This is a genomic window from Dyadobacter sp. BHUBP1, assembly GCF_050587785.1.
GTDB lineage: Bacteria > Bacteroidota > Bacteroidia > Cytophagales > Spirosomataceae > Dyadobacter.
In genome coordinates, this window is sequence record NZ_JBOBIH010000003.1 from 878,701 (window position 1) to 904,734 (window position 26,034).

Sequence of the window (26,034 nt, forward strand, 5' to 3'; positions counted from 1 at the left end):
TTGAGTTGTGTTCTTGACTATTGCAATACAATGCGCGACAGGTAGTCGGGAAACATTTTGTTCCAGAGCGGCCAGTCATGCTTTTCCCAGCCGCGGATATCGAGCCAGTGTTCAATGCCGTTGTTGTTAAGGATGTTGGACATCCGCAGGTTGCTATCCAGGCAAATGTCCCAGTCGGAAGTGCCCAGCACGATTTTCATATGTCCGAAACGCCAGCCTTGTTCATTCGGCATAAAGTCGACGGGGTTATTGAAATACACCGCGTCGTCATAAAAGCCATTCAGAAAGCCACGGATATCGAATGCTCCGCTCATACTTACGAGGTAGGCTACCTGGTCGGGATGGCGGAATGCGAAATTAGCGGCGTGAAAACCGCCGAAACTGCAACCTGCCACGCCGATCTTGCCGACATTGCATTCATTCCGGATATAAGGTACAAGCTCGTTGGTCAGGAACTTGTCGTATTGGATGTGGTTCTTGACGCGGTACTCCGGGTTGAGATGTTTCCCATACCACGAATCGGCGTCGATCGTATCGACGCAATAGATCTTGTACTTGCCGGACTCCACCAGCCATCGTACGGATTCGATCAGCCCCATATCCTTGGCCTGGTAGTACCGGCCAAGCGTCGTCGGGAAAAGCAGAATAGGATAGCCCCAGTTGCCGAAAACAAGCATCTCCACGTCCTTGTCGAGATGATGAGAGTAGTATTTAATGTGCTTCTCTTCCAAACAAAGACGGTTTATAGTTGATAAATGAAATATACAAAACAAATCATAGGAAGCAAATTATTAACTTTCGGGTTTTATTTTCGTCCGTAGCCGAGTATTTGCAGTGAATCCAATCAATTCCTTCATTCCAATAGCACCCATTGAAATTGCCTTGCATTCATCTTTCCTGGCACGGGATGTGACCGTGACGATATTGCTTCCGCAGGGTTTTTCGGCTTCGGAAACTTACCCGCTGGTGCTTTTCAATGATGGCCAGGATTTTGAAGCCTTGAAAATGGCTGAGATGGCGGCTTCGTTACAATCGGCCGGAAGCATCGCCCCGTGCGTGATTGCGGGCATACACGCTAACGACGCACGCATATACGAGTACGGGACGGCTCGCCAGCCCGATTATGCAGGCCGTGGGGACAAGGCGGGGCTTACCACAGCATTTGTTTTGGAAGAATTGGTGCCCTATCTGGCGCATCGTTACAATACGGCTACCACTGGCATTACTTATGCTGGCTGCTCCCTGGGCGGGCTGATGGCGCTGGACACCGTGTGGAACCATCCCGATGTGTTTTCAAATGCAGGTATATTCTCCGGCTCGCTGTGGTGGCGGCAGAAAGCGCTGAACGAAGGCTATTCCGAAAGCGACCGGATTATGCACCGCCAAATACGCGATAGAAAACAGATTGCCCCGCTCGGCTTCTGGTTTCAATGCGGTACCTGGGACGAGTACGACGACCGTGACGGCGACGGCGTTATCGATTCCATTCAGGATACGCTGGAATGCATTGCGGAGCTGGAACGTAAAGGATATGGCTGGGGCCGGGAGATTCGTTACCTGGAAGTAAAAGAAGGGATGCACAATCCCGAAACGTGGGCAAAAGCCCTTCCTGATTTCCTCATCTGGGCATCAGGAAGGACAAGGAAGTGCTAGGCTATTTCCGCCAGGAAGGCCATTGTGTCGATACCGTCGGCGTAATCCGAAAGGCCGGGTGCCTGTGCGGCGCCGAATGGTAGGGCTCCTGGTAAATGCAGTTGCGGGCTAGCTACCACGCATTGAATTTTCTCCTCCGATTCCTGTAATAATGCTTTTAGCTCCTCAATCGAATCGTACGGCTGGTAATGCAGCACACTGATGGGAGAAACCAATGCTTCGCTCTCGGTCGCGAGCAAAAAGCCGTTGTCCGAATGCGCGATGCGGTTTACGAGGTAAATGGATTTGTTGTATTCGTAATTATTGAAGTATTTGTGATGGTTCACGTAGTCGTCCGTCATTTCTTCGATCGCCTGATAAAACCCGGTAAAATCATATCCCGACGGAACAAATACCTTGGAAACATTGCGGCAGCCGAGCCCGAAATATTGCAGGATATCAGTCGCCAACGCCCTGAGTTCTTCACGCGTTTCATGTCCTGTAAGCGCGGCCACCGAAGTCCGGTTTTTACGTATAATATTAGGCTTTTTGGCGAAATAATAGTGGAAATAACGAGCTGTGTTGTCGCTCCCGGTCGCGATGTAGGCGTCGGAGTCGTTTAATCTTTCCACGAAGTGAATATACTCCTTAAACTCCGGCTCGATTTCCATCAGCTGAGCGAGCAGGGCACGGATCAGCAGCGGGTCGTCGGAGCTGGGTTTGGCGAGTAATGTATGACCGCTCACGAGTACGCAAAGGGCGTCGTGGAAGCCTACTGCCGGGATGTTTCCGGCCATTACTACGCCTATTTTGCGCGATTGCGAGGGTTCGGAGTAGCTTCCGGCCCAGCTTTTCAGCTTTTCCTCATTCAAATAATGTTCGGCAATCGCATGTAGTGATAGCCTCACATTGGCAGGAGTAAACCAGTTGTTCCTGCTTTTGGCGCCCGCCACCCATTCCCCGATCGTTTCCTCGTTTGCCGTGTCGCTGATGAACTGGCCCAGACGGATGAATGCATTTATTCTCCGAATTCTTGATATCATTCTACTCTGACTCTAAAAAGTTAAATGGCAAGTGCCGTTTTTATTTTTCTGATTGTTGGGAAACTATAAATAGTTATATTTGTTACCCAATACAGAAGAATAGCAACAAATATAAACAATCCGGCGACTATGGCTATAATGATAACCGATGAATGCATAAATTGTGGGGCGTGTGAGCCAGAATGCCCGAATACAGCAATTTATGAGGGAGGTGTAGAATGGACTTGGGGGGATGGAACGAGTTTAGATGAAGTGGACTTCGGTGATGGCACCATCGTAAGTGGTAAAGAAAAGCAGTCCCCTGTTTCCGACGAATTTTACTATATAGTTACAGATAAATGTACCGAGTGCGTCGGCTTCCACGAAGAACCCCAGTGTGCCGCGGTTTGTCCGGTCGACTGCTGTGTACCAGATCCCGACAACGAGGAAGAGGAAGAAACACTGCTTGCCAAAAAAGCATGGATGCACGGTGAATAGACCCTGCTGAATATAAAAAATGCAAAGCCTGCTGCACAGCAGGCTTTTTTTGTGCCCTGTCGGTTCTGGAAATGGCATTATAATAATAAAATTTCTTAATAACTGCAATACTGCCTTTTGAAGAAAATTCTGTTTTGGTGTTTATATGCAGAATTTTCAATTTTTTAATAAAAGTCGGATTTTGTCGATTTTGTGTTTCAAAAACGATAAAAAACATGATAAAAATTAGAAAATTGGATTTTTTGATATAAATCTTGGCTATATTATTTGATAAATATAATTTAAGTACAATATTTGATCCAGTAATGTAGCCGGAGAGTAATATTAACTTAAACAGAATATAATTATGAAAAAAGTCTATTGCACAGTATTATCTTTGATGGTTCCTTTTTTGGGTTTTGCGAAGGCGGAAGATGATAAGAAGGCGGTGAAAGCCGATACTGCGGTGGTAACAGAGGCTAAGGACGAGGAGGAGGCCAAAGGAGCGTTCGCTTTCTCGGGTTATCTGGATTCCTATTACATGGCTAATTTCAACAAACCTGCATCCCGCTCCAACATGGGCGCCACCAACGCACGGGTGTTCGACCAGAAATCGGGCCAGTTCTCGCTGGGTTTGGTTCAGGCGAAAGTCGCTTATACCAATGCCAAGTCGGAAGCGGTTGTCGACCTTACTTTCGGACCTAACGCCAACCTCGGTAACTACGGCAACTCGCTATTCAGCACTGCGCTCGCCATTAAGCAAGCATACTTTACATACAAATTCACCGACAAGTTCTCGATGACAGCTGGACAGTTCGGTACGCATATCGGGTACGAAGTGATCGACGCACCGGCCAACTTCAACTACTCGCTTTCCAACTTGTTCAACAATGGCCCTTTCTACCATGCCGGTTTGAAAGCGACCTACGCATTCTCCGACAAGGCGTCGTTGATGGTGGGTGTTGTGAACAACGTAGATGGTCTTGGCGACAATAACCGCGCGAAGGGGATTATCAGCCAGCTGTACTTTAAGCCGGTTAACAACTGGAACGTTTACCTGAACTATATCGGAAGCAACGAAGCAAATACGGATTCACTGGGTAAGCAGCCGGACGGTTTCTACCAGGTGTTCGATATTACCACGAGCTTCCAGGTGACCGAGAAATTCCTCTTGGGTCTGAATGCCGCTTACGGATCTCAAAAAGGTGATTATCAGGGTGCAGGTGGTCCGGTTGATACTGAGTCATGGGGTGGTTTTGCAGTGTATGCCAATACGGCTATCACAGATAACTTCGGAATCGGTGCACGCTACGAGTATTTCAACAACGACAATGGTGTGCGCGGTTTGCTGACTCCTGCCGGTACAGGTACCAAAGTAAACTCGGTCACACTGACCGGTAATATCAATCTTGCAGACGGGCACATTCTGGTTAAACCTGAATTCCGCCTCGACGCATATCCTAAACAAAAAGGTGGTGAAGCGCAGCAGTTCCAGGATTCGGACGGCGGATGGACAAAAAACAGTCAAACCACTTTCGGACTCGCATTCATTTATAAATTCTGACACAACAGCATTTCACACGAATACCTTCTTAATCTAATACAATAACAATAATTTACTACAATGGAAAAACGTAACTTTATCCCACTGATTATCCTCCTGGTAATCAGCATCCTCGGTGCCTTCGTCCCCAATGTTCCGACGCAGATCGTGACGGAGGGCATCAATTCGGGCGACACAGCGTGGATGCTTGTTTCATCCGCACTGGTATTGCTCATGACTCCTGGTCTGGCATACTTCTACGGAGGAATGGTCAACACCAAAAACGTCATTTCCACAATGCTCCAGAGCTTCATTGCGATGGGTGTAATCAGTGTGGTGTGGGTAGTTTGCGGTTTCAGTCTTGCGTTTGGTGAGGATATCGGTGGTTTCATCGGCAACCCAACTACGCACTTCATGTTCAAAGGCGTATTGGACGGTCCGATTTGGGGAACCATTCCTTTCGCTTTGTTCGCAATGTTCCAGTTGAAGTTCGCGGTAATTACTCCTGCGCTTGTAACCGGCTCGATGGCTGAACGTATCAACTTCCGCTCTTACGTTCTTTTCATTATCCTTTTCTGTGTGTTTATCTACACTCCGCTCTGTCATATGACATGGCATGCAGACGGTATCCTTTTCAAAATGGGGGTACTTGACTTCGCTGGTGGTACTGTTGTTCACATGTCGGCCGGTTGGGCTGCATTCGCTGGTGCATTGTACCTGAAACGCCGCAAGTCGCTCCTCGAAGATCACGTGCTTCCTCCTGCAAACATTCCATTCGTATTGTTGGGTACAGGTTTGCTTTGGTTCGGATGGTTCGGTTTCAACGCCGGTTCTGCTCTGACAGCTTCTCCATTGGCAGTTTCAGCTTTCGCTACTACTAACACTGCTGCCGGTGCTGCTGGCTTGGCATGGGTCCTTTTCGATGCTGCAAGAGGTAAAAAAGTATCTGCACTTGGTTTCTGTATCGGTGCAGTAGTTGGTCTGGTTGCCATTACACCTGCTGCCGGTTTTGTAACGGTTCCTGCATCGTTGTTCATCGGTACTATCGCTGCGATCACTTCTAACTATATCGCTCACCTCCGTACACGTTCGACATTGGACGATACACTCGACGTATTCCCTTGCCACGGTGTAGGTGGTATGGTAGGTATGCTTATGACCGGTATCTTCGCAACCAGCGGTGTTAACTCACTGGTAGTAGATCAAGGTCTGGCATTCGGCGAAACCAAACTGTTCATCAACCATGTAATTGCCCTGGTAGGTGTATCGGTATTCGCATTCGTTGGCTCATTCCTGCTGCTGAAAATCACTGACCTGATCCTGCCACTTCGTGTATCTGAGCAAGATGAGAAAGCAGGTCTGGATGTGAGCCAGCACGACGAGTTCCTTGTAGAGGCTTAATCTAAACTATAAGAATAAATGAAGAAGCCCGGCCAAATGGTCGGGCTTTCTTTATTTTCCAGATTTTAAAATTTCCAGATTCCTTTCCCTTTAAATCCCTGGTTAAAATCCGGGGGGGCAAAGGATTTTTTAGTCCCTTGCCGTCGACTTAAGTCGACGGTAATAGATTAAAAATTGCTTCTCAGAGCCAGCTTCTAATCTATTCTAATGCACTAAAATCTCTTCATGAGTCTCAGCAACTTCCATCAACCCCTCTGCATTAATGTGATCATACCGCACATCCTTGGTTTCATTGATTAGCAATGGATCGTACTTCACAGCCACGCGCACGTAGTTACCTGTAAACCCAAGCATCTGCCCGTTCTGCACCTCATCTTCAAACAGCACTTTGCCTACCTTGCCGATCTGGCTTTCATAAAAGAACCGTTTCTTTTTATCCGAAAGAATATGCAGCATTTTAGAGCGTTCCGCCCGTTCCGCTTTGGGAACAACAGGCCGAATGGCTAATGCAGTCGTATTTTCTCTTTCCGAATACGTAAATACGTGTAAATACGAAACCTCCAACTCATTCAAAAAGCGATAAGTTTCCTCAAACAGCTCCTTCGTTTCACCCGCATGACCTACGATCACATCCACGCCAATGCAGCAATCCGGCATCAGCGATTTGATTTTCGCCACGCGCTCGGCATACAGTTCGCGTTTGTAGCGGCGCTTCATCAGGCCAAGCACCTTGTTGGACCCTGATTGCAATGGAATATGGAAATGGGGGGCAAATCGTTTGGATTGCGCTACAAACTCGATGATCTCATCGGTAAGCAGGTTAGGCTCGATGGATGAAATGCGGAAACGCTCAATGCCTTGCACTTCGTCCAATGCCTTAATCAGATCCAGGAAAGTTTCTTCGCGAACGCCGTTGCGCAAGCCGAAATCACCGATATTTACACCGGTAAGTACAATTTCCTTCACATCACGTGCGGCAATGTCGCGCGCGGCCTTCACGATATTTTCAATACTGTCGGACCGGCTCTTCCCGCGTGCGAGCGGGATTGTGCAATACGCGCATGGGTAGTCGCAGCCGTCCTGCACTTTCAGGAACGTGCGCGTGCGGTCGTTGAGCGAGTAGGAGGTATGGTACTCAACCGCATTGTCGATCGTCGAAGCGATTACCTGTGCGGGCTGGCCTGACGGCGCTTTTTCAAATGTATCGATCAATTCTACCAACCGGAATTTCTCGGCAGCGCCTAAAACGGCGTCAACGCCGGGTATTTCGGAGATTTCCTTCGGTTTCAGCTGCGCGTAGCAACCAATGATGGCCACATAGCCGTCCGCATTGATCTTCTGGGCCTCGCGCACGATTTTGCGGCATTTCTTGTCCGCATTCTCTGTGACCGAGCAGGTGTTGATGATAAAAATATCCGGGTTTTCGTTGAATTCCACCTTAGTATAACCCTTATCCTCAAACATCCGTCCGATCGAAGAGCTTTCGGAATAATTCAGCTTGCACCCTAATGTATAGAAAGCGACTCTTTTCATTGTTTTTAAATATCCTGCAAAATTACACCTTTATTATCAACGCTTTAAATAATCTCCAAAAGAAGATTGCAGGTAAGCCTTGCTAAGGTCTTCTTCCTGTGGTAATAAAGCGCCGCTTTTCTCGGTGATATTCCCTCCGATGTTGTCCCTGACAAGAAATCCGTCCGGGCGCATCCAGCCGAGGCCGTTGTTGAATGCGAAATAGGCAAAATCCTGGTGACCTTTTTTGAAAATGTCGTTACTCCATGCAAAAGTTCCGGAAGGAAGGTGCATTTGGTTCAAAATCGTGGCGGCGAGGTCGGTTTGCGATGCGAGCGTGTCCACGCGTGCAGGCGCAGCAGTGAGTGCGCCTCCGAGCCAGAGCATGGGAATATGAAACTCCGAGGGCTTGTCTTTCCGCGTTTCGGGCAATGGATGACCGTGGTCGGCGATGATGACGACGAGCGTATTTTTCCACCAAGGCTTGGTTTGGGCCTCGCGGAGGAATGCGCCCAGGGATTCGTCAGTGTAATGTAGTGCATTCAGGAACAAATGCTCCGGATCGTTGCCGGCGATTACGGTTTTGGTGGGTACTTCAAACGGTTCGTGGCTGCTTAATGTAAACATCGTCGAGAAGAACGGCTGCTTTTCCTGATCAAGGTCGTGCATTAATCGTTTGAAAACCACATGGTCGTGCGCCCCCCATTTGGAATTCATGTCTTTGGAATCGAAATCATTGATATCGACGATCCGGTCGAAACCCTGTTGGAGGAAGTAGGATTTCATATTGGCAAACTCGGTTTCGCCTCCGTAGTAAAAGGATGTTTGCCAGCCGTTGGTTTTGAAAATCGTTGGCAGGGACGGAAGCGATGCGGTTTTTTTAGGTATTTTAATAATGGAAGTGGTAGGTTGGGCTGGATAACCGCTCAAAATGGCTACCATTCCCTTGTCGCTGCGGTTACCGCTTGCATATATATTGGTAAAGAGCAGCCCTTCTTTGGCAATCTGGTCAAACTGGGGAGTGATGTTTTTTAAACCGCCGAGTGAGCCCACCGCCTTTGCTGTGAAACTTTCCCAGATAATCACCAGCACATTCTTTTTACCGACCGTGTCAATAACCTGATCCGTCTTGCCATTTGATTTGTACAGATCCGCGACAGTTTGGTTTGCTTCCGCATCTTCTGTGTATTTGAACGGGTTCTTATTGGAATAACTCGCATTCAAAACCGAGCGCATGTAATTCCACGGCACATTCACTGCAGCGTAATTAGCAAAGCTCTTGTCGCTGAAAAACACTGCGCTTTCGTTCATTGGCGCGAGCTGGAAGCCGCCGCGGATAGGAATGACGAGGCTACCGGCCAGGATAAGGAACGCGGGTATCGTGTATAAAAGCGGTGATCGCCGAAATGATCCTGTAACACGGCGGATAATGGTTTGCAATACCCGGTTGACCAAAAAAATCAATACAATAAGTAACAAAACCAGTTGCCATACCGGTGCCGCACCCATCGACGCCATCGCTTCCGCAGGTGTTTCCAGGTAATGCAGGGAGGTTGCGTCGATGCGGAAGCCCCATGCGCGGAACAGTTCGAGATCAACAACGGTGAGCAGCGTGATGAGGGATACAATAATAATGGTATAGATGGCCAGCGTCCTGCGGTACCAGTCCCAGCGTTGGCCGGTGAACATCATTAATAATGTTGGAATCGCCAGGATATAGGCCGCGAAGGAAATGTCCATCGGTAACCCGTGAGATGCGCTAGCCACCCATAGCGAAGAGGGAAGTTCGAGTGCCTTTTTATAATGGTATGCCAGGAAAATGACCCGGAAAAACTGGAAGATGACGACCCAGGCCAGCCCGTACAGGGCGATAAATTCAAGTCTTTTACGCATTGGTGTCTATGAACAATTTGCAAAGTTCTTAAAAATGCGCTAACCTGTGGTAACCGATGGACAGCTAATATGAAAATGTCCGCACGATTTGCGGTTCGTATCGGTAAATAGATAATTTTGAGGAGAATTAATATAAATCAGTAAATACATGACGTTTCGTTCCAAAGCTTTTGAGATCGCGCAAGGCCGCGTCTCGCCTGTTTTGACCCCTCCCACAGAAAAAGTAGCCGACCTTTATGGTAGCAATACATTCAGTGATGATGTGATGAAGACCCTGCTTTCGGCAGAGGCATATGCCAAGATTTCCAATTCGATCCGTTCCGGCTTGACGATTGACCGGGAAGTGGCCGAAGAAGTGGCGGCAGCCATGAAATCGTGGGCCATTTCCAAAGGTGCAACCCACTATACCCACTGGTTCCAGCCGTTGACAGGAACGACCGCCGAGAAACACGATTCGTTTTTTGACCTCACCATGGACGGAAAGGCTGTCGAGAAATTCAAGGGCAGCGCATTGGTGCAGCAGGAGCCGGACGCCTCTTCGTTCCCGAGCGGAGGCTTGCGTGCGACGTTCGAGGCGCGGGGCTATACAGGCTGGGACCCAAGCTCGCCGGCGTTTTTGATGGACAATGGGGCAGGGGGTAAGACATTATGTATCCCGTCCGTATTCATTTCCTACAATGGCGAGGCATTGGATTACAAAGCGCCACTCCTGCGCTCGCTCATGACGCTCGACAAGGCTGCTACGGGCGTTTGCCAGTTTTTCAACCGGGATGTTTCCAAGGTTACACCTACGCTCGGGATCGAGCAGGAGTATTTTTTGGTAGATAAGGCATTGTATTACGCTCGTCCCGATTTGCTGATGGCAGGCCGGACTGTTTTTGGGCATAACCCAGCCCGTGGACAGCAGCTCGACGACCATTACTTCGGATCCATTTCGCCGCGTGTGAACGCATTCATGGTGGATTTCGAATTTGAAGCGTTGAAATTAGGGATTCCGGTTCGCACCCGTCACAACGAAGTAGCACCCGGCCAGTTCGAATGTGCCCCGACTTTTGAAGAAGTCAACCTTGCCATCGATCACAATGCATTGCTGATGGATCTTATGCAGAAAATCGGCGACAAGCATAATTTCCAGGTTCTTTTCCATGAAAAGCCATTTGCAGGCATTAATGGAAGCGGAAAACATAACAACTGGTCGCTGTCGACCGATACGGGCATTAACCTCCTCGCACCGACCTCAAAACCGAAAGAAAACCTGCGCTTCCTCACTTTCCTGATGAATGTTGTGAAAGCTGTGCATGACCACGCCGATTTGCTGCGCGCGTCCATTTCGTCTGCAGGTAACGAGCATCGCCTGGGCGCGAACGAGGCGCCGCCGTCGATTGTGTCGGTATTCCTAGGGGGGGACCTTACTAATATGCTGGAAGAGCTTGTAAGCAAGGGAGAGATCACGCTGGAAAAAGGCGAGAACTTCTATTATAAACTCGGTATTTCCCGCATTCCGAACCTTCAACGCGATAACACCGACCGTAACCGAACGTCGCCATTCTGTTTTACCGGAAACAAATTCGAATACCGCGCCGTGGGAAGCTCGCAAAACAGCGCCTCGCCGATGATCATCCTGAATACGATCGTAGCAAATCAGTTGATTGACTTCAAACGCGAAATGGATGAACGCCTGGCAGCGGGTGAAGAGAAGAAAGTGGCGACCGTGGAGATTTTGAAACGCTACTATCTCGAATCTAAAAACATCCTTTTTGAAGGAAACGGATATTCCGACGAATGGATCGAGGAAGCGGCCAAGCGTGGTTTGAGTAATATCCGCGAGACTTTCGATGCGTTGTATGCCTATAAGACTGATAAAACCATTGCTGTTTTTGAAAGAACAGGCGTGTTGAGCTCGCGCGAACTGCACGCGCGTTACGAGATCGAACTGGAAAACTATGTGAAAAAATTGCAGATCGAATCGCGCGTGATCGGTGACCTGGCATTGAACCACATTGTTTCTACGGTGGTAAAATACCAGTTCAAACTCGCACAAACCGCCCGCTCGCTAACCGATCTGGAAATGCTCGAAGAAGCCGAGCCGATCAAAGAGATTATCCGCGATATTTCTTCGCATGTGGTAGTCATCAAAAAGCTTGTGCACGAAATGACCGAAAGCCGTAAGAAGGCCAACAACATCGAGGAGCTTTTCGAGCGTGCGAAATGCTATGGTTCAGAGGTGAAGGGGCATTTTGACGAGATCCGTTACCACGTCGATAAACTGGAATTGTTGATCGACGACGAGGACTGGCCATTGGCTAAATACCGCGAAATGCTATTTTTAGAGTAGTTTTACAGTTGAATCAAACAACAGAAGAATATGAATCCCGGATTTGATCCAGAAGAAATCGCGCAGCTCAAAGCCGAATGCAAGGCCGAGAATTCGAACTTTATATATGTAGAGGACGAATTTGAGGATGAAGGAGACAATAACGAGCACGCACACGTGCAGTTTGTCGGTACTTATAAAAATCAGGAGGTTATTTATGATGCCTTGATTTACACTTTGCGCCTGCACCATTCAACGCTCGTGTACGACGAGGCGCTGGAACGGTTGAAAAAGGAAATGCCGGGCTATTTGTCGCCGGATGAGCGTCCGGCCAACTACAAGATCTCCGACGAGCAGGAGGACGAAGCCGAATTGCTGCTCACCGAGTTTATCGAAGAAATCGAAGAAGGGGAGGAGATTACCGTCCGTGAGCACATCGAAGTAGACGATCAGTTTGAGTACGGCGTGGGCCTGGAAGTAGGTTTGAATAAAACGGAGATCGACGAGCAGGTGATCAGCGACTTCATCAACGCCTATACATCAGGCAATGTGCAGCTTGATCCCACCTTATACTCTTTCATGGGCAGCGAGGACGAAGATTGATGCAGATACTGGCCCTGGCCTACCCAGCCTTTAAAGGCTGGGTTACAGAATGTCATAATAAGCAAAACGACCACCTTTTGGGTGGTCGTTTTGCTTATTATGACATTCTGCGGATTAGATAACAGCAGATTTTACAGTCTTGATGATACGGGCTGCCACTTTGTAAGGATCAGCAGCAGAGTTCGGACGACGGTCTTCGAGGTATCCGCTCCATCCTTTTGCAGGAACGACAACAGGGATACGAATAGAAGCACCACGGTCAGAAACGCCGTAGCTGAAATCATGGATAGAAGCAGTTTCGTGCTTTCCAGTCAAACGCAGGTGGTTGTCAGCACCGTAAACTTCGATGTGCTCTTTCACTACCGGGCGGAATGCTTCGCAGATTTTATCGAAAGTATCTTTGCTTCCGGCAGTTCTCAAAGTAGAGTTCGAGAAGTTTGCATGCATACCTGAACCGTTCCAGTCAAGCGCGCCGAGCGGTTTGCAGTGCCAGTTGATAGATACACCGTATTTTTCGCCGATTCTTTCGAGAAGGTAACGGCCCAACCAGATCTGGTCACCAGCTTCTTTCGCACCTTTTGCAAAGATTTGGAATTCCCACTGTCCTGCTGCCACCTCAGCGTTGATACCTTCAACGTTCAGGCCGGCATCGAGGCAAGCGTCCAAATGCTCTTCGATGATTTCACGACCGAAAGCGTTTTTCGCGCCTACTGAGCAATAGTAGGGTCCTTGTGGAGCTGGGTAGCCATTGGCAGGGAAGCCAAGCGGTTTGTTGGTTTCGTTGTCCCAAAGGAAATATTCTTGTTCAAATCCGAACCAGAAGTCGTTATCGTCGTCTTCGATAGTTGCGCGACCGTTTGATTCGTGAGGAGTTCCGTCAGCGTTCAATACCTCGCACATTACCAGGTAGCCATTTTTGCGCTGTGGATCGGGGATAATGTAAACCGGTTTCAGCAAACAGTCGGAAGAACCGCCAGGAGCCTGCTCAGTTGACGAGCCATCAAACGACCACATTGCGCAATCTTCCAGTTTTCCACTAAAATCGTTTTCAATTTTGGTTTTGCTGCGTAAACTTTGGGTCGGCTTGTAGCCATCCAACCAAATATATTCCAGCTTGGACTTTGACATAATAGTACTAGATAAAGTGGTGACGAATAATTATAACGGCACAATATTAATGCAAAAATGTATTTACAAAAAATAAATGTTAGGAAAAATTAGCCATCGACAAAATATTATTGTGTTCGTGGTAGTATTGTCAGTAAAAAATGTACTATTCCAATAAAATGAGTGAGATTCAAAAAATGGCGTTTTGTGAAATTTTTTTGCTAAAAAGTCTGAAACAGGTTAAAAATATGCCTTTGAAAACATAAAATACCGAGAATATCCAATAAACTGTCATTTTTGGAGTCGCGACTGGATAGAATTCTGCGGGGATTTTAAATTTTGTGCCGTTGCCGATATTTTGTATATTTTTGGAGGCTTCAGCGGTATTTGCTCACATTATCACAATATTGGAAAAATGCATTTGTTTTACCAGCCTGACCCTCACGTTTTTGAACTCGACGAGGAGGAAGCAAGGCATAGTTCGAAGGTTTTGAGGCTGGGTACCGGCGACATGATTTACGTCACAAATGGCCAGGGATTGCTCCAAAAATGCCGGCTCAACGTTCACGGACGAAAAGTAGGTTACGAAGTGATAGAATCCAAAATGACGGACCGGAGAAATTTCGCCGTCCATATGGCTATCGCGCCCACACGCAAGGCCGAGCGAAACGAATGGATGGTGGAGAAAATGACCGAAATCGGTGTGGAGCGTATTGATTTCGTTGTGACCGAGCATACCAACCCCGAAACTTTGAACCGCGTGGTGAACCTGACAAGGCTGAACCGTATTGCCGCCGCTGCCATGAAGCAGTCGCAGCAATATTATATGCCGGTCATTACAGTAAATAACAGGTACGAGCCGTTTATTAAAAACGTGGGCGACGCAGTCCGGCTTATCGCTTACGTTCCGGAACAAAATATGGTGGAACACGTTTTCAGTAAAATAAAAAAGGGCAGCGATACGACGCTACTAATCGGTCCGGAAGGTGATTTTAGCCCCAAGGAAGTGGGATTAGCGCTGGAAAGCGGTTTCGAAACGGTGTCGTTAGGTCCAACAAGGCTCCGTACTGAAACGGCTGCGGTTGCAGGTTGCCATGCGATTAACCTGGCGCAGGTTTTATAATGGGTTTTGAATGACTGAATGACTGAATGACTGAATAGGTTTTATAGTCATTGCGTCAGAAGTAGTCATAGAATTCGTGGGAATCGTTGAACAATATCTGACCATTCCTGACCACATTTGACTTTTCTATCACACATTCAATCATTCAATCATTCAATCATTGATATGAGCATCCGCCTCCTCGTTATTGCCCTATTACTGTGCGCCTCGAGTGTGTCGTTTGCGCAGTCGTCGCTCAAAATCGCGAAGCTGAAATACGGCGGCGGCGGCGACTGGTATGCCAATAAAACCTCGCTGCCGAACCTGATTAAGTTCTGTAATGCGGAGTTGAAAATGAACATTAACCCGGTAGAGGATGTGGTCGAAGTAGGCAGTCCGGATATTTTCTCCTACCCGTTTGTTCATATGACCGGGCATGGGAATGTCGTTTTCAGCGACGCGGAGGCACAAAACCTGAGGAATTACCTGCTTTCGGGCGGTTTCCTGCATGTGGACGACAATTACGGCCTCGACCAGTTTATCCGCCGGGAAATGAAAAAAGTCTTTCCCGAACTGTCATTCGTAGAGCTTCCGTATGATCACCAGGTTTACCATATGAAGTACAATTTTCCCGACGGTCTGCCGAAAGTTCATGAGCATGACGGCAAACAGCCACAGGGCTTCGGATTGATCTGGCAGGGCCGGCTGATTTGCTATTACAGCTACGAAACCGATCTGGGTAATGGTTGGGAGGATCAGAGCGTGTACAACGACCCCGAGGAAATGCGCCGCAAGGCACTGCAAATGGGTGCTAACCTCCTTAGTTACGCTTTTATGGTCGAGTAGGTGCGTGACGGTTACAAACGGAGCAAGTTCTATGGTTATATTCCAAATTTAGTTTGGGAAATTTCGGTTTTCTAACCTTTGGCACTTACTTTTGTGCAAAGTTTAGCATATTATCATTTTCCGCCATTCCATGTATATAGTCCTGATTGTATTTGTTGTACATTGGTATTTGTCACTATTCTGTCAAACCTTTTTCCTGCACCGTTATTCCGCTCATAAAATGTTCATCATGAGCAAGCCGTGGGAACGGTTCTTCTATTTGCTTACTTATCTTTCACAAGGTTCTTCTTACCTGAGCCCCCGTGCCTATGCGATCCTGCACCGCATGCACCATGCGTTCAGCGATACCGATAAAGACCCGCATTCACCGCACCACACGAAAAACGTGTTCACGATGATGTGGGAGACCAAAAACATTTACAATGCCGTATTGAACCGCAAGCGTGCCATCGAGAGCCGTTTCGAGCGTAATTATCCTGAATGGAATTTTGTAGAAAAGCTGGGCGATTCCTGGATTTCGAGAGTGGGCTGGGGTATTTTGTACATCGTGTTCTATGTGCTGGCTTACATCTATCTGGATATGCACTGGGCGTTTTTCTTCCTGCTGCCGATCCATTTCCTGATGGGCCCGATCCATGGAGCGATCGTCAATTGGAGCGGACACAAATATGGTTACCAGAATTTCGATAACGACGATAAGTCTAAAAACTCCCTGATCTTCGACTTCCTGATGATGGGCGAGCTTTTCCAGAACAACCACCACAAGCGCCCGAACTCGATCAACTTCGGTTCCAAGTGGTTCGAAGTCGACCCGACTTACCCGGTGATCAAGCTGCTGAACAAGTTGAAGATTATCGAAATCCGAAAGAAGCACTAATGCATGATGTTCTGATCGTTTTGTGGTCAGAAGTGGTCAGGTGTTGTCATTGGTAGTCATGTATTGTCATTGATAATCATATAATAGTCATTGAAAGGTTGGGAGGAGAATTTGGTCAGTCGGCCAGTTTCTCCTCTCTTTTTATATCAATCACCACACCTGACTACAAATGACAACACCTGACTCCCAATGACCATACCTGACCACAAATGACAAAAAAATTGGCAGGCGTGAGAGACACCTGCCAAGTTTGCTTATTAACACCACAAAAAATGAAATCCTTTGAGTTTGTCGTCCGGCGGTTGTTTCGCCCCGTCGACATTACAAATAAGATCAACAATACTTAGAAAGGCGTTAATAATAAGTTAGAATTTCCTTAGAGGCGCAAAAAAGTTAAGCGAAATGTCGTGCCTTTCGGAACGTTGGATTGAATGCTGATACTGCCATTGTGCAGCTTTACGATGCGCTCTACGAGTGAAAGTCCGATGCCGTAGCCTTTGATGTTCGCCGTGTTGTCGCTGCGATAGAATGGCTGGAAAACGAGACTCTTGTCTTTATCGGGAATACCCTTCCCGCTGTCCGAAAACGTAAGCCCCAGTTGTCCACGGGAGGGTAGCAGGCAGACGGTCACAGCATTGTCGTCCGAAAATTTGCAAGCATTGTCCATCAGGTTCAGGAACGCGGTTTTAAGCAGCGTTGAATTGCCGGTGATTTCGAGCCAGGTATCGTCTTCCGGAAGTTCGTCGAAATTGAGCTGGATGTTGTAGGTCGGGTTAGCCTGGGCGAGGTTCATGCGGCAGTCGAGAAGGAGGTCGTCGACGCGGATGAGCTCCGTGAGCAGGTCACGCTGGTCTTCGCTGACTTTTGCAAGTTCTAGCAGTGTATTGGAAAGCTGCCCCAACTCCTGAATATCTTCCAATACGGAGCGGATCGTCATCTGGTACTCGGCCGGGTTTCGCTCTTTGAGCATGCTCACTTCCAGCTGTGATTTAATCTTTGTCAACGGATTTTTCAGTTCGTGCGAGACGTTCGCGACAAAGATTTTCTGCATTTGAAAAGCTGTTTCAATGCGGTCGAGGAGCTTATTGAAAGTGATGGTCAACCGTCCGATCTCGTCTTTCTGGTTGGGTACATTGAGGCGGGTGTCGAGTTTTTGGGGCAAAATGCCTTCCACCGCATTCATTACCTTTGAAATAGGCCTTAATGCACGTTTGGAGAATATCCATCCCACGATTGCCACTACGAACGTTACGACAAGGTATAATACGGTAAGCAGCGTTTTGAGGTTTGAAAGGTTCGCCTGCCCGTACAAGTCCTTGGCCCCGAGCATAACCACGGCTTTGTTGAAAGGGTATTTGTAGTAAAGTCCTACCACTTTATAATCGCCGTCATTATAGCGGATCTGGCCGGCTTTGCGGATTTCGTCGAGCCAGTAATTGGAAACGTGCAGTGCTTTGAGCTGCGGGGTCGTGGAGTTACTGTAAATAAGCCGGTTCTTTTCGTCGAAAATGAAGATGTTTTCGTCGTAAATGAGGTCGCGGTTGGTTTCGTCGAGGGCTTTGAGTACTTCCGCATTGATGAGCGGCACCTGTACTTTTAGCAAAAGTTCTGCCTGCGACTTCGCTTTCGAGCGGAGCCGGTCGTAAAAGTCCTCGGTAACATTATAATAGGTAAAAAAGTAGACGGCCAGAAAGGTGACCAGCAAAATACCGCTTACCAGCAAGGAAAACTGAACCGTAAGTCGGGTGCGTATTTGCATAGCTTATTCTACTTTGAGCACATAACCCATTCCAAATTGCGTGTGGATGAGTTTCACGGGATAATCTTTGTCGATCTTCTTGCGAAGGTAATTTACATATACTTCAATGACATTGGTACCCGTGTCGAAACCGATATCCCAGACCTGCTCGGCGATCTCGACCTTTGAGATAACCCTTCCCTGATTACGGATGAGATACACCAGCAGATTGAACTCCCGCGCCGTCAGATTGATCTTATTCCCCGAGCGATAAACGGTTTTCGCATCCAGCGAAACTTCCAGGTCTGCAAAACGCAACACCTGCGCTGTGTGAGAAACGGTCGAGCCGCGCTTCGTGAGGGCGCGTACGCGTGCGAGGAGTTCTTTAAATTCAAATGGTTTGACGAGGTAATCGTCCGCGCCGGCGTCGAGGCCCGTTACTTTATCGTCGGTCGTACCGAGGGCGGTGAGCATTAATATCGGCGTCTCGTCGCCCCAGCTGCGGATTTCGCGGCAAAGTTCTATGCCGTTAATACCGGGAATGATAATGTCGCTGATAATGAGCTGATAAACGTTGCTGCGCGCGAGCTGTTTTCCAATCAGCCCGTCGTAGGCAATATCGACTTCATACCCATTCTCTTCCAGCCCTTGCCGTATCGACTGCAGTGTTTTTGGCTCGTCCTCGATCAGTAACAGTTTCATACGCTGTGCAAAAATAATTCCGACACTTCCTTCCAGTTTGAAACGCGCTTGTAGGCTGTTTCACGGAGGTTGTGCGGGGATGAAAAAAGAATGCCTTTCCCTTTGAACGCCGCCAGGTTGCGTACATGGTCGTCTATCAGGTAGTCCGACTGGATAATGCTTTTATACCCACAAAAAACCACATTCGTCCACGGGATAAATGGAAAGTGTTTTTTGAGCCAATCGAACTTGTCGCGGAACGAGTTCGGAAATTCCATGCAGGCCGTCGCCACGAACAATTCATAGTACTTTGAAAGCTTGTGAACCGTTTCAATAGCCCCTTCCTTTACCTCGATATCTGCGAAAAAACCGGGCGTATCCATGATCTTATGCAGCTTCGAAAGCTGTTTCGGATGCAGCAATTCCCGCAAACCTTTGGTTTGAAAATCCTCGCGGTGCAATGTGGTCGAAAAATCGGCAAGGACAATGTCGACCAGCTTTTCGTGGGTGTTCGCCAGCACATCGTCCATGTCGAGGGTCAATCTCAGCATCAGATTATGGTTCGGCTAATGTCGAAATTTTCGAGGTAATCGTTCACGCGTTTCAGGAACAGGCCGCCCAGCGAGCCGTCCACCACGCGGTGGTCGTACGAATGCGAGACGAACATCATGCTGCGGATACCGATCAGGTCGCCCTGGGGTGTTTCAATCACAGCGGGTTTCTTTTTAATAGCCCCAAATGCCATTATTGCCACCTGCGGCTGCACGATAATCGGCGTGCCCATCAGGTTCGAGAACGCACCGATGTTGGAAACGGTGTAAGTTCCTCCGGCAAGGTCGTCGGCTTTCAGGCGGTTCTCCCGTGCACGCTTCGCGAGGTCGTTCACCTTGCGCGCGAGGCCCGGCAGATCGTACCGGTCGGCATTGTGAATGACCGGCACGATGAGGTTTCCATCCGGCAAGGCCACAGCCATTCCTATATTAATGTCTTTCTTTTTAATGATCTTGTCGCCCTCCACCGAAATGTTGATCAGCGGGTAATCCTTAATCGCCTTCACCACCGCTTCGATCAGGATAGGAGTGAAGGTGATGCTATCGCCAGTCTTTTTGCGGTACTCGGTCTTCACGTGCTCGCGCCAGCCTACCACCGGCGTCATATCCGTTTCGATGAATGAAGTAACGTGCGCCGAAATCCGTTTCGACTCCACCATCCGTTGCGAAATCATCTTCCGCATACGGTCCATTTCGATGATCTCATTGCTGCCGTTCAGCGAAGTGGTCGGAGCTGGGGCAATCGCAGGGCCTTTTTTTCGACGATGTTCGACATACGACAGAATATCGTCCTTTGTAACGCGGTTTTCGAGCCCGGTTCCTTTGATTACCTTCAGTTCATCGACTGGAATCTGTTCCTCACGCGCAATGCTTAGCACAAGTGGAGAATAGAACGAATTGACTTCAGAATTGGCTGGGGCATATTCATAAGCCGGCTCTGGGGTTCTGCTAACAGCCGTTTGGAAATCTTTTTCAAGTGCGGCTACCGTCGCAGCCACGTCAATGTCTTCTTCTACACCTACCAGCACCGGTGAGCCTGCATCCTGTGCAACTACGTCATCGGCCACTTCAATTTGTGCTACAGCGCTGCCGATCGGCACCACGTCGTCGACTTTGACAAGCCATTTGGTGAGTGTTCCCTCGTAAGGGCAGGGGACTTCGGTATCTACTTTATCGGTAGCCACTTCCAGGATGGAGTCATCGATGCGCACCTTTGCACCTTCTTCTGCAAGCAGGTGTAGCACGGTGCATTCCATGATGCTTTCCCCCATCGGAGGCATTACCATTTCAACTATTTTCATAAATGGTGTTTTTTCGAAGGTAATGAAAACATGCTTTCGTTACCTCTATGGTCCTGATCTTCGTTTACCCTTTTACCGCCAGAGAAGTTTTTAAAATCGTTTTTCTCAGCAGGTTGAGCGCGTAAGAACAGGTTAGTTCTATATTGATTTTTCTGTTGTTCCGTAATGTAAGCAGTTGGGTAAATGTTTCCTCCGGCGTCGCACATGCGATCCATACGGTACCTACCGGCTTTTCCGGCGTGCCGCCGTCGGGACCTGCGATACCGGTTGTAGAAATGGCGAACGTAGTATTGAGCACACGCCTTGCACCTTCGGCCATTTCACGGGCAGTTTGTTCGCTCACTGCTCCATAGGCTTCCAGCGTTTCGCGCGAGACGCCGAGTACACTTATTTTTACATCATTGCTGTAACTTACCACCGAGCCTTCGTAGTAGCGCGATGAGCCCGGAACGCTCGTGATCTGATTGGCCACATATCCGCCCGTGCAGCTTTCCGCCGTACCGATGGTTGCATTGTTGCTCATCAGTAGTGTTCCGATCACCGTTTCCAGTTCATCCGAATCATAGCCGAAAACATATTCTTCGATCAGCGGGAGTACCAATGCTACTTGTTCGTCCAGCTGCTTTTCCAAAACGGCCTGGTCTGTTCCGGTGCCGGTAAGCCGGAGCTTTACCTGGCCGAAATGGGGCAGATAGGCCAGCTTAATATGTTCGGGCAATGCGTCTTCCCAGTTCGAAATTTTCTCAGCGAGGAAGGATTCGCCAATGCCAATCGTGCGGATTTGCTTGTGCTGAATAATATGGGTCGAAAACCGCGCTTTCAGTCTTGGCAGAATCTCAAACTCCATTAAATTCTTCATTTCATAAGGCACACCAGGCAGCGAAACGTAAATGACCCCATCCTTTTCGAACCACATGCCCGGGGCGGTACCCCAGAGGTTAGGGATGTAGGTAGCATTTTTGGGGAGTGCTGCCTGCTGGGTGTTCATTTCGGTCATAGCGCGGCCGCGTTTCGCGAAGAACTCGGTGACCAACGTAAGGGCATCCTGGTAGATTTCCAGCTCCGTCCCGAAATATTCGCAGAAGGTGTGCTTGGTAATATCGTCACGCGTGGGTCCGAGGCCGCCTGTCACGATCACCACGTTCACCCGCTGGCTCGCCTGCTTGAGCGCGTCTAGAATATCCTGCTTATTGTCGCCAACGGATGTTTTTCTTGCCGGACGGATGCCGATGTCAGTGAGTTGGGTGCCAATCCATTGTGTATTCGTGTCGACGATCTGACCAAAAAGAATCTCGTCACCGATCGTGATTATTTCAGCCCTGGCAGAGGAAATCATAGGTTGAAAGCAGGTTAAATGGAACCGTTATTTTCCCAAAAATAAGTAAAATTAATCGTTATTGAGTACGTTTGAACCGTAGTGAAATATTAACAAACTCTATTGTAATGAAATACAAAATCCTTTCGTTAACGCTGTTTTGGCTCATTTTAGGACACACTTCGCAGGCGCAGTTCAACCTCGGTAAGCTGCTTGGAAAGGGTAGTGGAAAGAGTGGCGGACTCAGTGAGAATGAGATCGTTCTGGGCTTGAAAGAGGCATTGAATGTAGGCATCAGCAACGGTTCGGAGTCGGCTTCAAAAGTGGATGGCTTCTTTAAAAACGAGCTGATCAAAATCGCGGTACCGCCGGAAGCGCAGAAAGTTGCGGATGCATTGCGCAAAATGGGCCTCGGTGCCGAGGTCGATAAATTTACATTGTCGCTCAACCGTGCTGCCGAAGATGCCGCCAAGAAATCCAAACCGATTTTCGTGAAAGCGATTACTTCGATGACGGTACCCGACGCGCTGAGCATTTTGAAAGGCCAGGACGATGCTGCCACGCAGTATTTGAAGAAATCGACCAACGATGAGCTTTTCAAAACGTTCTTTCCGGTTGTCGACAGTACTTTGAACCTCAATAAGGCCACTGAATACTACGCCGACATAGTCAAAACTTACAACCAGATCCCATTGGTCAAAAAGGTAAATCCTGATTTGAAACAGTATGCTACACAAAAGACGATCGACGGCCTTTACGTGCTGATTGCGCAGGAAGAAAAGAAAATCCGCGAAAATCCGGGTGCCCGGGTGACCGATTTGCTGAAAAAAGTGTTCAAGCAGGCAGGCAAATGAGTTTTGCTTACTTTTGTAAAAATTAACACCTCAATATGAAAAAGTCAGAAATACATTTCACCGTTGAACTTGACGAAAAAAATATACCGGAGAAGATCTTTTGGGACGCGACCGACAACCCGAACGAGGGTATCAACGACACGCGCGCCATCGCGATCGGTGTGTGGGACCATTACCACCGCGGAACACTGAAAATCGACCTCTGGACCAAGGATATGGAAGTTTTTGAAATGAAGCGCTTCTATATCGAACTTATGAGCGGTATCGCGGACACTTTGCTGACGGCTACCAACGACCGCGGCATGGCTGACATGATCGAAGGGGTTTGCGATACTTTGAGCAAGCGCCTGGATGAGGAGATGAAGGCGGCGAAATAGATAATTGCAACCACAATTATTGCGGTGCTCCGCACCGTAGGAAAGGTTTGTCAGCCAATGTTTTTCAATTCTTCCTGCGTTTTCTTGGGCAAACTGGCCGCTACCAGGTCATAGGAATCTTTCACCCAGCTGAACAGCTCATCACTCGGAATGCTGCCCGTCACATACACGGTATTCCAATGCTTTTTATTCATATGATATCCCGGCTTCACGTCGGGATATTTTTCTCTTAGTTCTTCGGCCTTTTCCGGGTCGCATTTCGCATTGAACTGATGCTGCGGCGTATCGAGCGGTGTGAGCAGGAAGACCTTTCCCATTACTTTAAAAACCAGTGTGTCCGGACCGAACGGCAGTTCTTCCGTTACGCCGGGTAATTTCAGGCAGTAGTCCCGCAGCGTTTCAAGGTTCATCGTGTTAAAGCTCTGACAATCATGATAATGACACAAATCAGGAACATGACGATCGAGATACGGTTAATCCCGTGCATCATGCGCAGGTTGAACGAATCGGGGTTATTCGGATCGCGTTTTTTGAAGACGCGAATGAAGTAGGAAAACACTTCGCCCAGTTGAAAGTATTTTTTCATTGTATTGTTTAAACCAAAATTTCACGTTCCTCCGGCTCAATCCACCGGCCATCTTCCCGGATTAGCCCGATCAGCTCTTCCACCGCTTTGGACGAATGCACCGACCGCTTGATCACTTCCTGCCCGCGGTACAACGCAATTTTGTCCTTGCCCATACCTACGTAACCGTAGTCTGCATCGGCCATTTCGCCCGGGCCGTTTACAATACAGCCCATTATACCGATTTTCACACCTTTCAAATGCTCCGTATGCTTGCGGATCATCGCCGTAGTCTCCTGCAAATCGAACAAGGTACGTCCGCAGGAAGGGCAGGAAATGTATTCCGTTTTTGACATCCGCGTGCGCGCCGCCTGCAAAATACCGAATGCAATGCTGTTATAGGAAGCGGCGGCTTTCAGTTTATCGGCGTGCTCCGTGCCTTCCGCAAACTCAGGCGAAAGTAACGTTCCATCACCGAAACCGTCCACGAGCAAACCACCGATGTCTGTTGCGGAATATAATGTCAGTTTGTCGCCAAGGTCTGTTTCATAGCTCCGGTTAATGATTACCGGCGTTTTAATGCGAAGCTCTGTCAGTTTATAGAAGAACCTCCGCATTTCCGGCATCGCATGCGCATTATGCGTGTGAAGCACGAGTACAATGTTGTTTTTGTCTGAAATAGCATTTAGAAATGCTTCGTCGAATGCGTGGATATCTCCTTTAATAAAATTGAGTTCGGAAGAAACTTCCGTTGCCGAATTCCATTCCGCTGCATCGAATAGTGGGAATTTAATGTGCTTTTCAACGTGTACCTGCCACTGGGGATAGTCAAGAATTTCGCGCAGGCCATTGGGTAGCATGAAAGGCACCGGTTTTCGGCCTGTGTAAATGAAGTCGGCCCCCTGGTCGTTCATGGCCCATTTATCAGGGACCGGAAGGAAGAAGTGGCCAATGCTTTTGAGGTCATCCAATTGCTGGACCTCGATATTGGAATAGTCGGCAATCACACGTGGCACATTCAAATGACCGATATTGTAAACTTCCCCGGTATCACGGCGCGTATACTGGAATGGGTTGATCGGGCAATGGTCGATCGGCTCTATGGGCGCGTGCGTCGCACGCGTTGTATACCGTTCGATTAACGCACGGGCCACGGGAGCCTCTTTTTCCGGTGCTTCGGTCAGTGAAACGCGTACCGTATCGCCCAGGCCATCTTCCAGCAAAGTCCCGATCCCGACCGCCGACTTAATGCGGCCATCTTCCGCCTCGCCAGCCTCGGTAACGCCCAAGTGCAGCGGGTAAGGCTTCAAACCCTCCTCGTCGAGCCTTTGTACCAGCAAGCGGTAGGCTTCCACCATTACCTGCGTGTTGCTCGACTTCATCGACAACGCGATATTGTAATAATGGAATTCTTCACAAATCCGCAAAAATTCCAGCGCCGATTCCACCATGCCCAGCGGCGTATCGCCGTAACGGCTCAAAATACGGTCCGAAAGCGATCCATGGTTCGTTCCAATGCGCATGGCAGTGCCATATTCCTTGCAGATTTTGACCAGGGGAATAAACTTCTCCCGGATTCTTTCCAGCTCGGCGGCATACGAAGCATCGGTATAATCGATCACCTCGAAACGCTTGCGGTCGGCATAGTTACCCGGGTTAATGCGCACCTTTTCGACGATGCGGGCGGCCAGTTCGGCGGCATTGGGCGTGAAATGTATATCGGCGATGAGCGGCACCTGAATGCCCAGCTTACGCAGTCCGTTGCGGATATTTTCCAGATTCTGGGCCTCTTTCACGCTCGGCGCCGTGATGCGTACATACTCGCAACCCGATTCCACCATCCGGATCACCTCGTCGATGGAGCCTTGCGTGTCCATCGTATCCACTGTCGTCATCGACTGCACGCGGATCGGGTAATCGGAGCCCATCGGGATATCGCCGATATGAATGGAGATCGTCTTGCGCCGTTCATAGGCCGTCAGCGATGGGCAGTAAATATTGGTTTTTTGTTCAGAAGGTGTAATCACGGTCATTGAATGGTCATATCGACAAAGGTCTTAAAACTAAAACACAATTGGAATGCCAATGGTGCATTTTTCGATTTTCGCTGATGGCTTTGTAACCGTTGCTTGTTGGAGTCATAATCCTTCTACACAACAACCGCTTGTACACTAGTTCCGGCCAGACACACATATGTAATAAAATAATTATGTTTTGTATTTGAAAAGGTAAATATTTGCATCGCCTGTCACCGCCAGTTCACGGCAAATCAATAGCTCAACTTTCCGGTTTTCCCGCCCCAATGAGGGCGACACTCGCATGT

24 protein-coding genes are annotated in these 26,034 nt (G+C 48.5%); 11 read left to right on the forward strand and 13 right to left on the reverse strand.

Annotated features, from left to right (window positions below):
* Nucleotides 1-17: 17 nt before the first annotated feature.
* A complete protein-coding gene (locus tag ACQ4MZ_RS15905) occupies nt 18-731 on the reverse strand; it encodes an esterase family protein (RefSeq protein WP_430846118.1) in 714 nt (237 codons plus the stop codon).
* A gap of 151 nt (nt 732-882) precedes the next feature.
* Here ACQ4MZ_RS15905 and ACQ4MZ_RS15910 point away from each other — a divergent pair, with 151 nt between their 5' ends.
* On the forward strand, nt 883-1,653 hold the full coding sequence (locus tag ACQ4MZ_RS15910) for an alpha/beta hydrolase (protein WP_430846120.1): 771 nt from the start codon (nt 883-885) through the stop codon (nt 1,651-1,653).
* Here the strand turns inward: ACQ4MZ_RS15910 and ACQ4MZ_RS15915 are convergent.
* Nucleotides 1,650-2,675, reverse strand: coding sequence for an acyl-CoA reductase (locus tag ACQ4MZ_RS15915; RefSeq protein ID WP_430846122.1), 1,026 nt, complete (start codon nt 2,673-2,675; stop codon nt 1,650-1,652). The genes ACQ4MZ_RS15910 and ACQ4MZ_RS15915 overlap by 4 nt on opposite strands.
* 129 nt (nt 2,676-2,804) lie before the next feature.
* Between ACQ4MZ_RS15915 and ACQ4MZ_RS15920 the strand changes: the two genes are divergently transcribed.
* The 3 genes from ACQ4MZ_RS15920 (at nt 2,805) to ACQ4MZ_RS15930 (ending at nt 6,075) form a co-directional block, all read left to right on the forward strand.
* Nucleotides 2,805-3,152: a 4Fe-4S binding protein gene (locus ACQ4MZ_RS15920; protein WP_083769031.1), complete on the forward strand. Its 348-nt coding sequence runs from the start codon at nt 2,805-2,807 to the stop codon at nt 3,150-3,152.
* A gap of 346 nt (nt 3,153-3,498) precedes the next feature.
* Nucleotides 3,499-4,695: a porin gene (locus ACQ4MZ_RS15925; protein ID WP_430846124.1), complete on the forward strand. Its 1,197-nt coding sequence runs from the start codon at nt 3,499-3,501 to the stop codon at nt 4,693-4,695.
* A 60-nt stretch (nt 4,696-4,755) separates the two neighbouring features.
* The gene (locus ACQ4MZ_RS15930) at nt 4,756-6,075 is read left to right on the forward strand and encodes an ammonium transporter (RefSeq protein WP_309985261.1); all 1,320 of its coding nucleotides are present in this window, start codon (nt 4,756-4,758) and stop codon (nt 6,073-6,075) included.
* A 204-nt stretch (nt 6,076-6,279) separates the two neighbouring features.
* Here ACQ4MZ_RS15930 and mtaB read toward each other — a convergent pair whose 3' ends face one another.
* Nucleotides 6,280-7,608, reverse strand: a complete 1,329-nt coding sequence (gene mtaB / locus ACQ4MZ_RS15935) for a tRNA (N(6)-L-threonylcarbamoyladenosine(37)-C(2))-methylthiotransferase MtaB (RefSeq protein WP_430846126.1) — start codon at nt 7,606-7,608, stop codon at nt 6,280-6,282.
* A 36-nt stretch (nt 7,609-7,644) separates the two neighbouring features.
* The gene (locus ACQ4MZ_RS15940; protein WP_430846128.1) at nt 7,645-9,480 is read right to left on the reverse strand and encodes an LTA synthase family protein; all 1,836 of its coding nucleotides are present in this window, start codon (nt 9,478-9,480) and stop codon (nt 7,645-7,647) included.
* Between the two features lie 148 nt (nt 9,481-9,628).
* Here ACQ4MZ_RS15940 and ACQ4MZ_RS15945 point away from each other — a divergent pair, with 148 nt between their 5' ends.
* On the forward strand, nt 9,629-11,815 hold the full coding sequence (locus ACQ4MZ_RS15945; protein WP_430846130.1) for a glutamine synthetase III: 2,187 nt from the start codon (nt 9,629-9,631) through the stop codon (nt 11,813-11,815).
* Nucleotides 11,816-11,845: 30 nt separating this feature from the next.
* Nucleotides 11,846-12,397, forward strand: coding sequence for a hypothetical protein (locus ACQ4MZ_RS15950; RefSeq protein WP_430846132.1), 552 nt, complete (start codon nt 11,846-11,848; stop codon nt 12,395-12,397).
* A gap of 114 nt (nt 12,398-12,511) precedes the next feature.
* On the opposite strand, the gene ACQ4MZ_RS15955 is transcribed toward ACQ4MZ_RS15950, so the two are convergent.
* Entirely contained in the window at nt 12,512-13,525 is a 1,014-nt protein-coding gene (locus ACQ4MZ_RS15955; RefSeq protein ID WP_430846134.1) for a glutamine synthetase beta-grasp domain-containing protein, read from the reverse strand.
* A gap of 394 nt (nt 13,526-13,919) precedes the next feature.
* Between ACQ4MZ_RS15955 and ACQ4MZ_RS15960 the strand changes: the two genes are divergently transcribed.
* From ACQ4MZ_RS15960 to ACQ4MZ_RS15970, 3 genes are all read left to right on the forward strand, one after another.
* Nucleotides 13,920-14,627, forward strand: coding sequence for an RsmE family RNA methyltransferase (locus ACQ4MZ_RS15960; RefSeq protein ID WP_430846136.1), 708 nt, complete (start codon nt 13,920-13,922; stop codon nt 14,625-14,627).
* A 165-nt stretch (nt 14,628-14,792) separates the two neighbouring features.
* Nucleotides 14,793-15,452: a DUF4159 domain-containing protein gene (locus ACQ4MZ_RS15965; RefSeq protein WP_430846138.1), complete on the forward strand. Its 660-nt coding sequence runs from the start codon at nt 14,793-14,795 to the stop codon at nt 15,450-15,452.
* Nucleotides 15,453-15,582: 130 nt separating this feature from the next.
* Entirely contained in the window at nt 15,583-16,329 is a 747-nt protein-coding gene (locus ACQ4MZ_RS15970; protein ID WP_430846140.1) for an acyl-CoA desaturase, read from the forward strand.
* Between the two features lie 376 nt (nt 16,330-16,705).
* Here ACQ4MZ_RS15970 and ACQ4MZ_RS15975 read toward each other — a convergent pair whose 3' ends face one another.
* The 5 genes from ACQ4MZ_RS15975 to ACQ4MZ_RS15995 all read right to left on the reverse strand — a co-directional run bounded on the left by ACQ4MZ_RS15975 (nt 16,706) and on the right by ACQ4MZ_RS15995 (nt 21,936).
* On the reverse strand, nt 16,706-18,088 hold the full coding sequence (locus ACQ4MZ_RS15975) for a sensor histidine kinase (RefSeq protein WP_430846142.1): 1,383 nt from the start codon (nt 18,086-18,088) through the stop codon (nt 16,706-16,708).
* A 3-nt stretch (nt 18,089-18,091) separates the two neighbouring features.
* Complete coding sequence (locus ACQ4MZ_RS15980; RefSeq protein ID WP_291202765.1) at nt 18,092-18,769, reverse strand: response regulator; 678 nt, start codon at nt 18,767-18,769, stop codon at nt 18,092-18,094.
* Entirely contained in the window at nt 18,766-19,299 is a 534-nt protein-coding gene (locus tag ACQ4MZ_RS15985; RefSeq protein ID WP_430846144.1) for a 5' nucleotidase, NT5C type, read from the reverse strand. The genes ACQ4MZ_RS15980 and ACQ4MZ_RS15985 overlap by 4 nt, the downstream gene beginning before the upstream one ends.
* Complete coding sequence (locus ACQ4MZ_RS15990) at nt 19,299-20,600, reverse strand: dihydrolipoamide acetyltransferase family protein (protein WP_430846146.1); 1,302 nt, start codon at nt 20,598-20,600, stop codon at nt 19,299-19,301. Before ACQ4MZ_RS15990 ends, ACQ4MZ_RS15985 begins: the two co-directional genes overlap by 1 nt.
* A gap of 64 nt (nt 20,601-20,664) precedes the next feature.
* Nucleotides 20,665-21,936, reverse strand: a complete 1,272-nt coding sequence (locus ACQ4MZ_RS15995) for a competence/damage-inducible protein A (RefSeq protein ID WP_430846148.1) — start codon at nt 21,934-21,936, stop codon at nt 20,665-20,667.
* 107 nt (nt 21,937-22,043) lie between these two features.
* Between ACQ4MZ_RS15995 and ACQ4MZ_RS16000 the strand changes: the two genes are divergently transcribed.
* Both ACQ4MZ_RS16000 and gldC read left to right on the forward strand, forming a co-directional pair.
* Nucleotides 22,044-22,769: a DUF4197 domain-containing protein gene (locus tag ACQ4MZ_RS16000; RefSeq protein ID WP_430846150.1), complete on the forward strand. Its 726-nt coding sequence runs from the start codon at nt 22,044-22,046 to the stop codon at nt 22,767-22,769.
* A 35-nt stretch (nt 22,770-22,804) separates the two neighbouring features.
* Nucleotides 22,805-23,146 (forward strand): gliding motility protein GldC, encoded by a 342-nt coding sequence (gldC, locus tag ACQ4MZ_RS16005; RefSeq protein WP_106595357.1) that lies wholly within the window; start codon nt 22,805-22,807, stop codon nt 23,144-23,146.
* Between the two features lie 50 nt (nt 23,147-23,196).
* Here gldC and ACQ4MZ_RS16010 read toward each other — a convergent pair whose 3' ends face one another.
* The 3 genes from ACQ4MZ_RS16010 to ispG are packed head-to-tail and all read right to left on the reverse strand — an operon-like array spanning nt 23,197 to nt 25,744.
* Entirely contained in the window at nt 23,197-23,556 is a 360-nt protein-coding gene (locus tag ACQ4MZ_RS16010) for an MmcQ/YjbR family DNA-binding protein (protein WP_430846152.1), read from the reverse strand.
* The gene (locus tag ACQ4MZ_RS16015) at nt 23,553-23,732 is read right to left on the reverse strand and encodes a DUF6728 family protein (RefSeq protein WP_090379576.1); all 180 of its coding nucleotides are present in this window, start codon (nt 23,730-23,732) and stop codon (nt 23,553-23,555) included. The genes ACQ4MZ_RS16010 and ACQ4MZ_RS16015 overlap by 4 nt, the downstream gene beginning before the upstream one ends.
* Before the next feature lie 8 nt (nt 23,733-23,740).
* A complete protein-coding gene (gene ispG, locus ACQ4MZ_RS16020) occupies nt 23,741-25,744 on the reverse strand; it encodes a (E)-4-hydroxy-3-methylbut-2-enyl-diphosphate synthase (RefSeq protein ID WP_430846155.1) in 2,004 nt (667 codons plus the stop codon).
* Nucleotides 25,745-26,034 lie beyond the last annotated feature (290 nt).

Excerpts from the sequence above, each read along its gene's own strand:
- ACQ4MZ_RS15915 (WP_430846122.1), bottom strand. The coding sequence starts at position 2,675 with ATGATATCAAGAATTCGGAGAATAAATGCATTCATCCGTCTGGGCCAG.
- ACQ4MZ_RS15920 (WP_083769031.1), top strand. The coding sequence starts at position 2,805 with ATGGCTATAATGATAACCGATGAATGCATAAATTGTGGGGCGTGTGAG.
- ACQ4MZ_RS15925 (WP_430846124.1), top strand. The coding sequence starts at position 3,499 with ATGAAAAAAGTCTATTGCACAGTATTATCTTTGATGGTTCCTTTTTTG.
- ACQ4MZ_RS15930 (WP_309985261.1), top strand. The coding sequence starts at position 4,756 with ATGGAAAAACGTAACTTTATCCCACTGATTATCCTCCTGGTAATCAGC.
- mtaB (WP_430846126.1), bottom strand. The coding sequence starts at position 7,608 with ATGAAAAGAGTCGCTTTCTATACATTAGGGTGCAAGCTGAATTATTCC.
- ACQ4MZ_RS15940 (WP_430846128.1), bottom strand. The coding sequence starts at position 9,480 with ATGCGTAAAAGACTTGAATTTATCGCCCTGTACGGGCTGGCCTGGGTC.
- ACQ4MZ_RS15945 (WP_430846130.1), top strand. The coding sequence starts at position 9,629 with ATGACGTTTCGTTCCAAAGCTTTTGAGATCGCGCAAGGCCGCGTCTCG.
- ACQ4MZ_RS15950 (WP_430846132.1), top strand. The coding sequence starts at position 11,846 with ATGAATCCCGGATTTGATCCAGAAGAAATCGCGCAGCTCAAAGCCGAA.
- ACQ4MZ_RS15955 (WP_430846134.1), bottom strand. The coding sequence starts at position 13,525 with ATGTCAAAGTCCAAGCTGGAATATATTTGGTTGGATGGCTACAAGCCG.
- ACQ4MZ_RS15960 (WP_430846136.1), top strand. The coding sequence starts at position 13,920 with ATGCATTTGTTTTACCAGCCTGACCCTCACGTTTTTGAACTCGACGAG.
- ACQ4MZ_RS15965 (WP_430846138.1), top strand. The coding sequence starts at position 14,793 with ATGAGCATCCGCCTCCTCGTTATTGCCCTATTACTGTGCGCCTCGAGT.
- ACQ4MZ_RS15970 (WP_430846140.1), top strand. The coding sequence starts at position 15,583 with ATGTATATAGTCCTGATTGTATTTGTTGTACATTGGTATTTGTCACTA.
- ACQ4MZ_RS15975 (WP_430846142.1), bottom strand. The coding sequence starts at position 18,088 with ATGCAAATACGCACCCGACTTACGGTTCAGTTTTCCTTGCTGGTAAGC.
- ACQ4MZ_RS15980 (WP_291202765.1), bottom strand. The coding sequence starts at position 18,769 with ATGAAACTGTTACTGATCGAGGACGAGCCAAAAACACTGCAGTCGATA.
- ACQ4MZ_RS15985 (WP_430846144.1), bottom strand. The coding sequence starts at position 19,299 with ATGCTGAGATTGACCCTCGACATGGACGATGTGCTGGCGAACACCCAC.
- ACQ4MZ_RS15990 (WP_430846146.1), bottom strand. The coding sequence starts at position 20,600 with ATGAAAATAGTTGAAATGGTAATGCCTCCGATGGGGGAAAGCATCATG.
- ACQ4MZ_RS15995 (WP_430846148.1), bottom strand. The coding sequence starts at position 21,936 with ATGATTTCCTCTGCCAGGGCTGAAATAATCACGATCGGTGACGAGATT.
- ACQ4MZ_RS16000 (WP_430846150.1), top strand. The coding sequence starts at position 22,044 with ATGAAATACAAAATCCTTTCGTTAACGCTGTTTTGGCTCATTTTAGGA.
- gldC (WP_106595357.1), top strand. The coding sequence starts at position 22,805 with ATGAAAAAGTCAGAAATACATTTCACCGTTGAACTTGACGAAAAAAAT.
- ACQ4MZ_RS16010 (WP_430846152.1), bottom strand. The coding sequence starts at position 23,556 with ATGAACCTTGAAACGCTGCGGGACTACTGCCTGAAATTACCCGGCGTA.
- ACQ4MZ_RS16015 (WP_090379576.1), bottom strand. The coding sequence starts at position 23,732 with ATGAAAAAATACTTTCAACTGGGCGAAGTGTTTTCCTACTTCATTCGC.
- ispG (WP_430846155.1), bottom strand. The coding sequence starts at position 25,744 with ATGACCGTGATTACACCTTCTGAACAAAAAACCAATATTTACTGCCCA.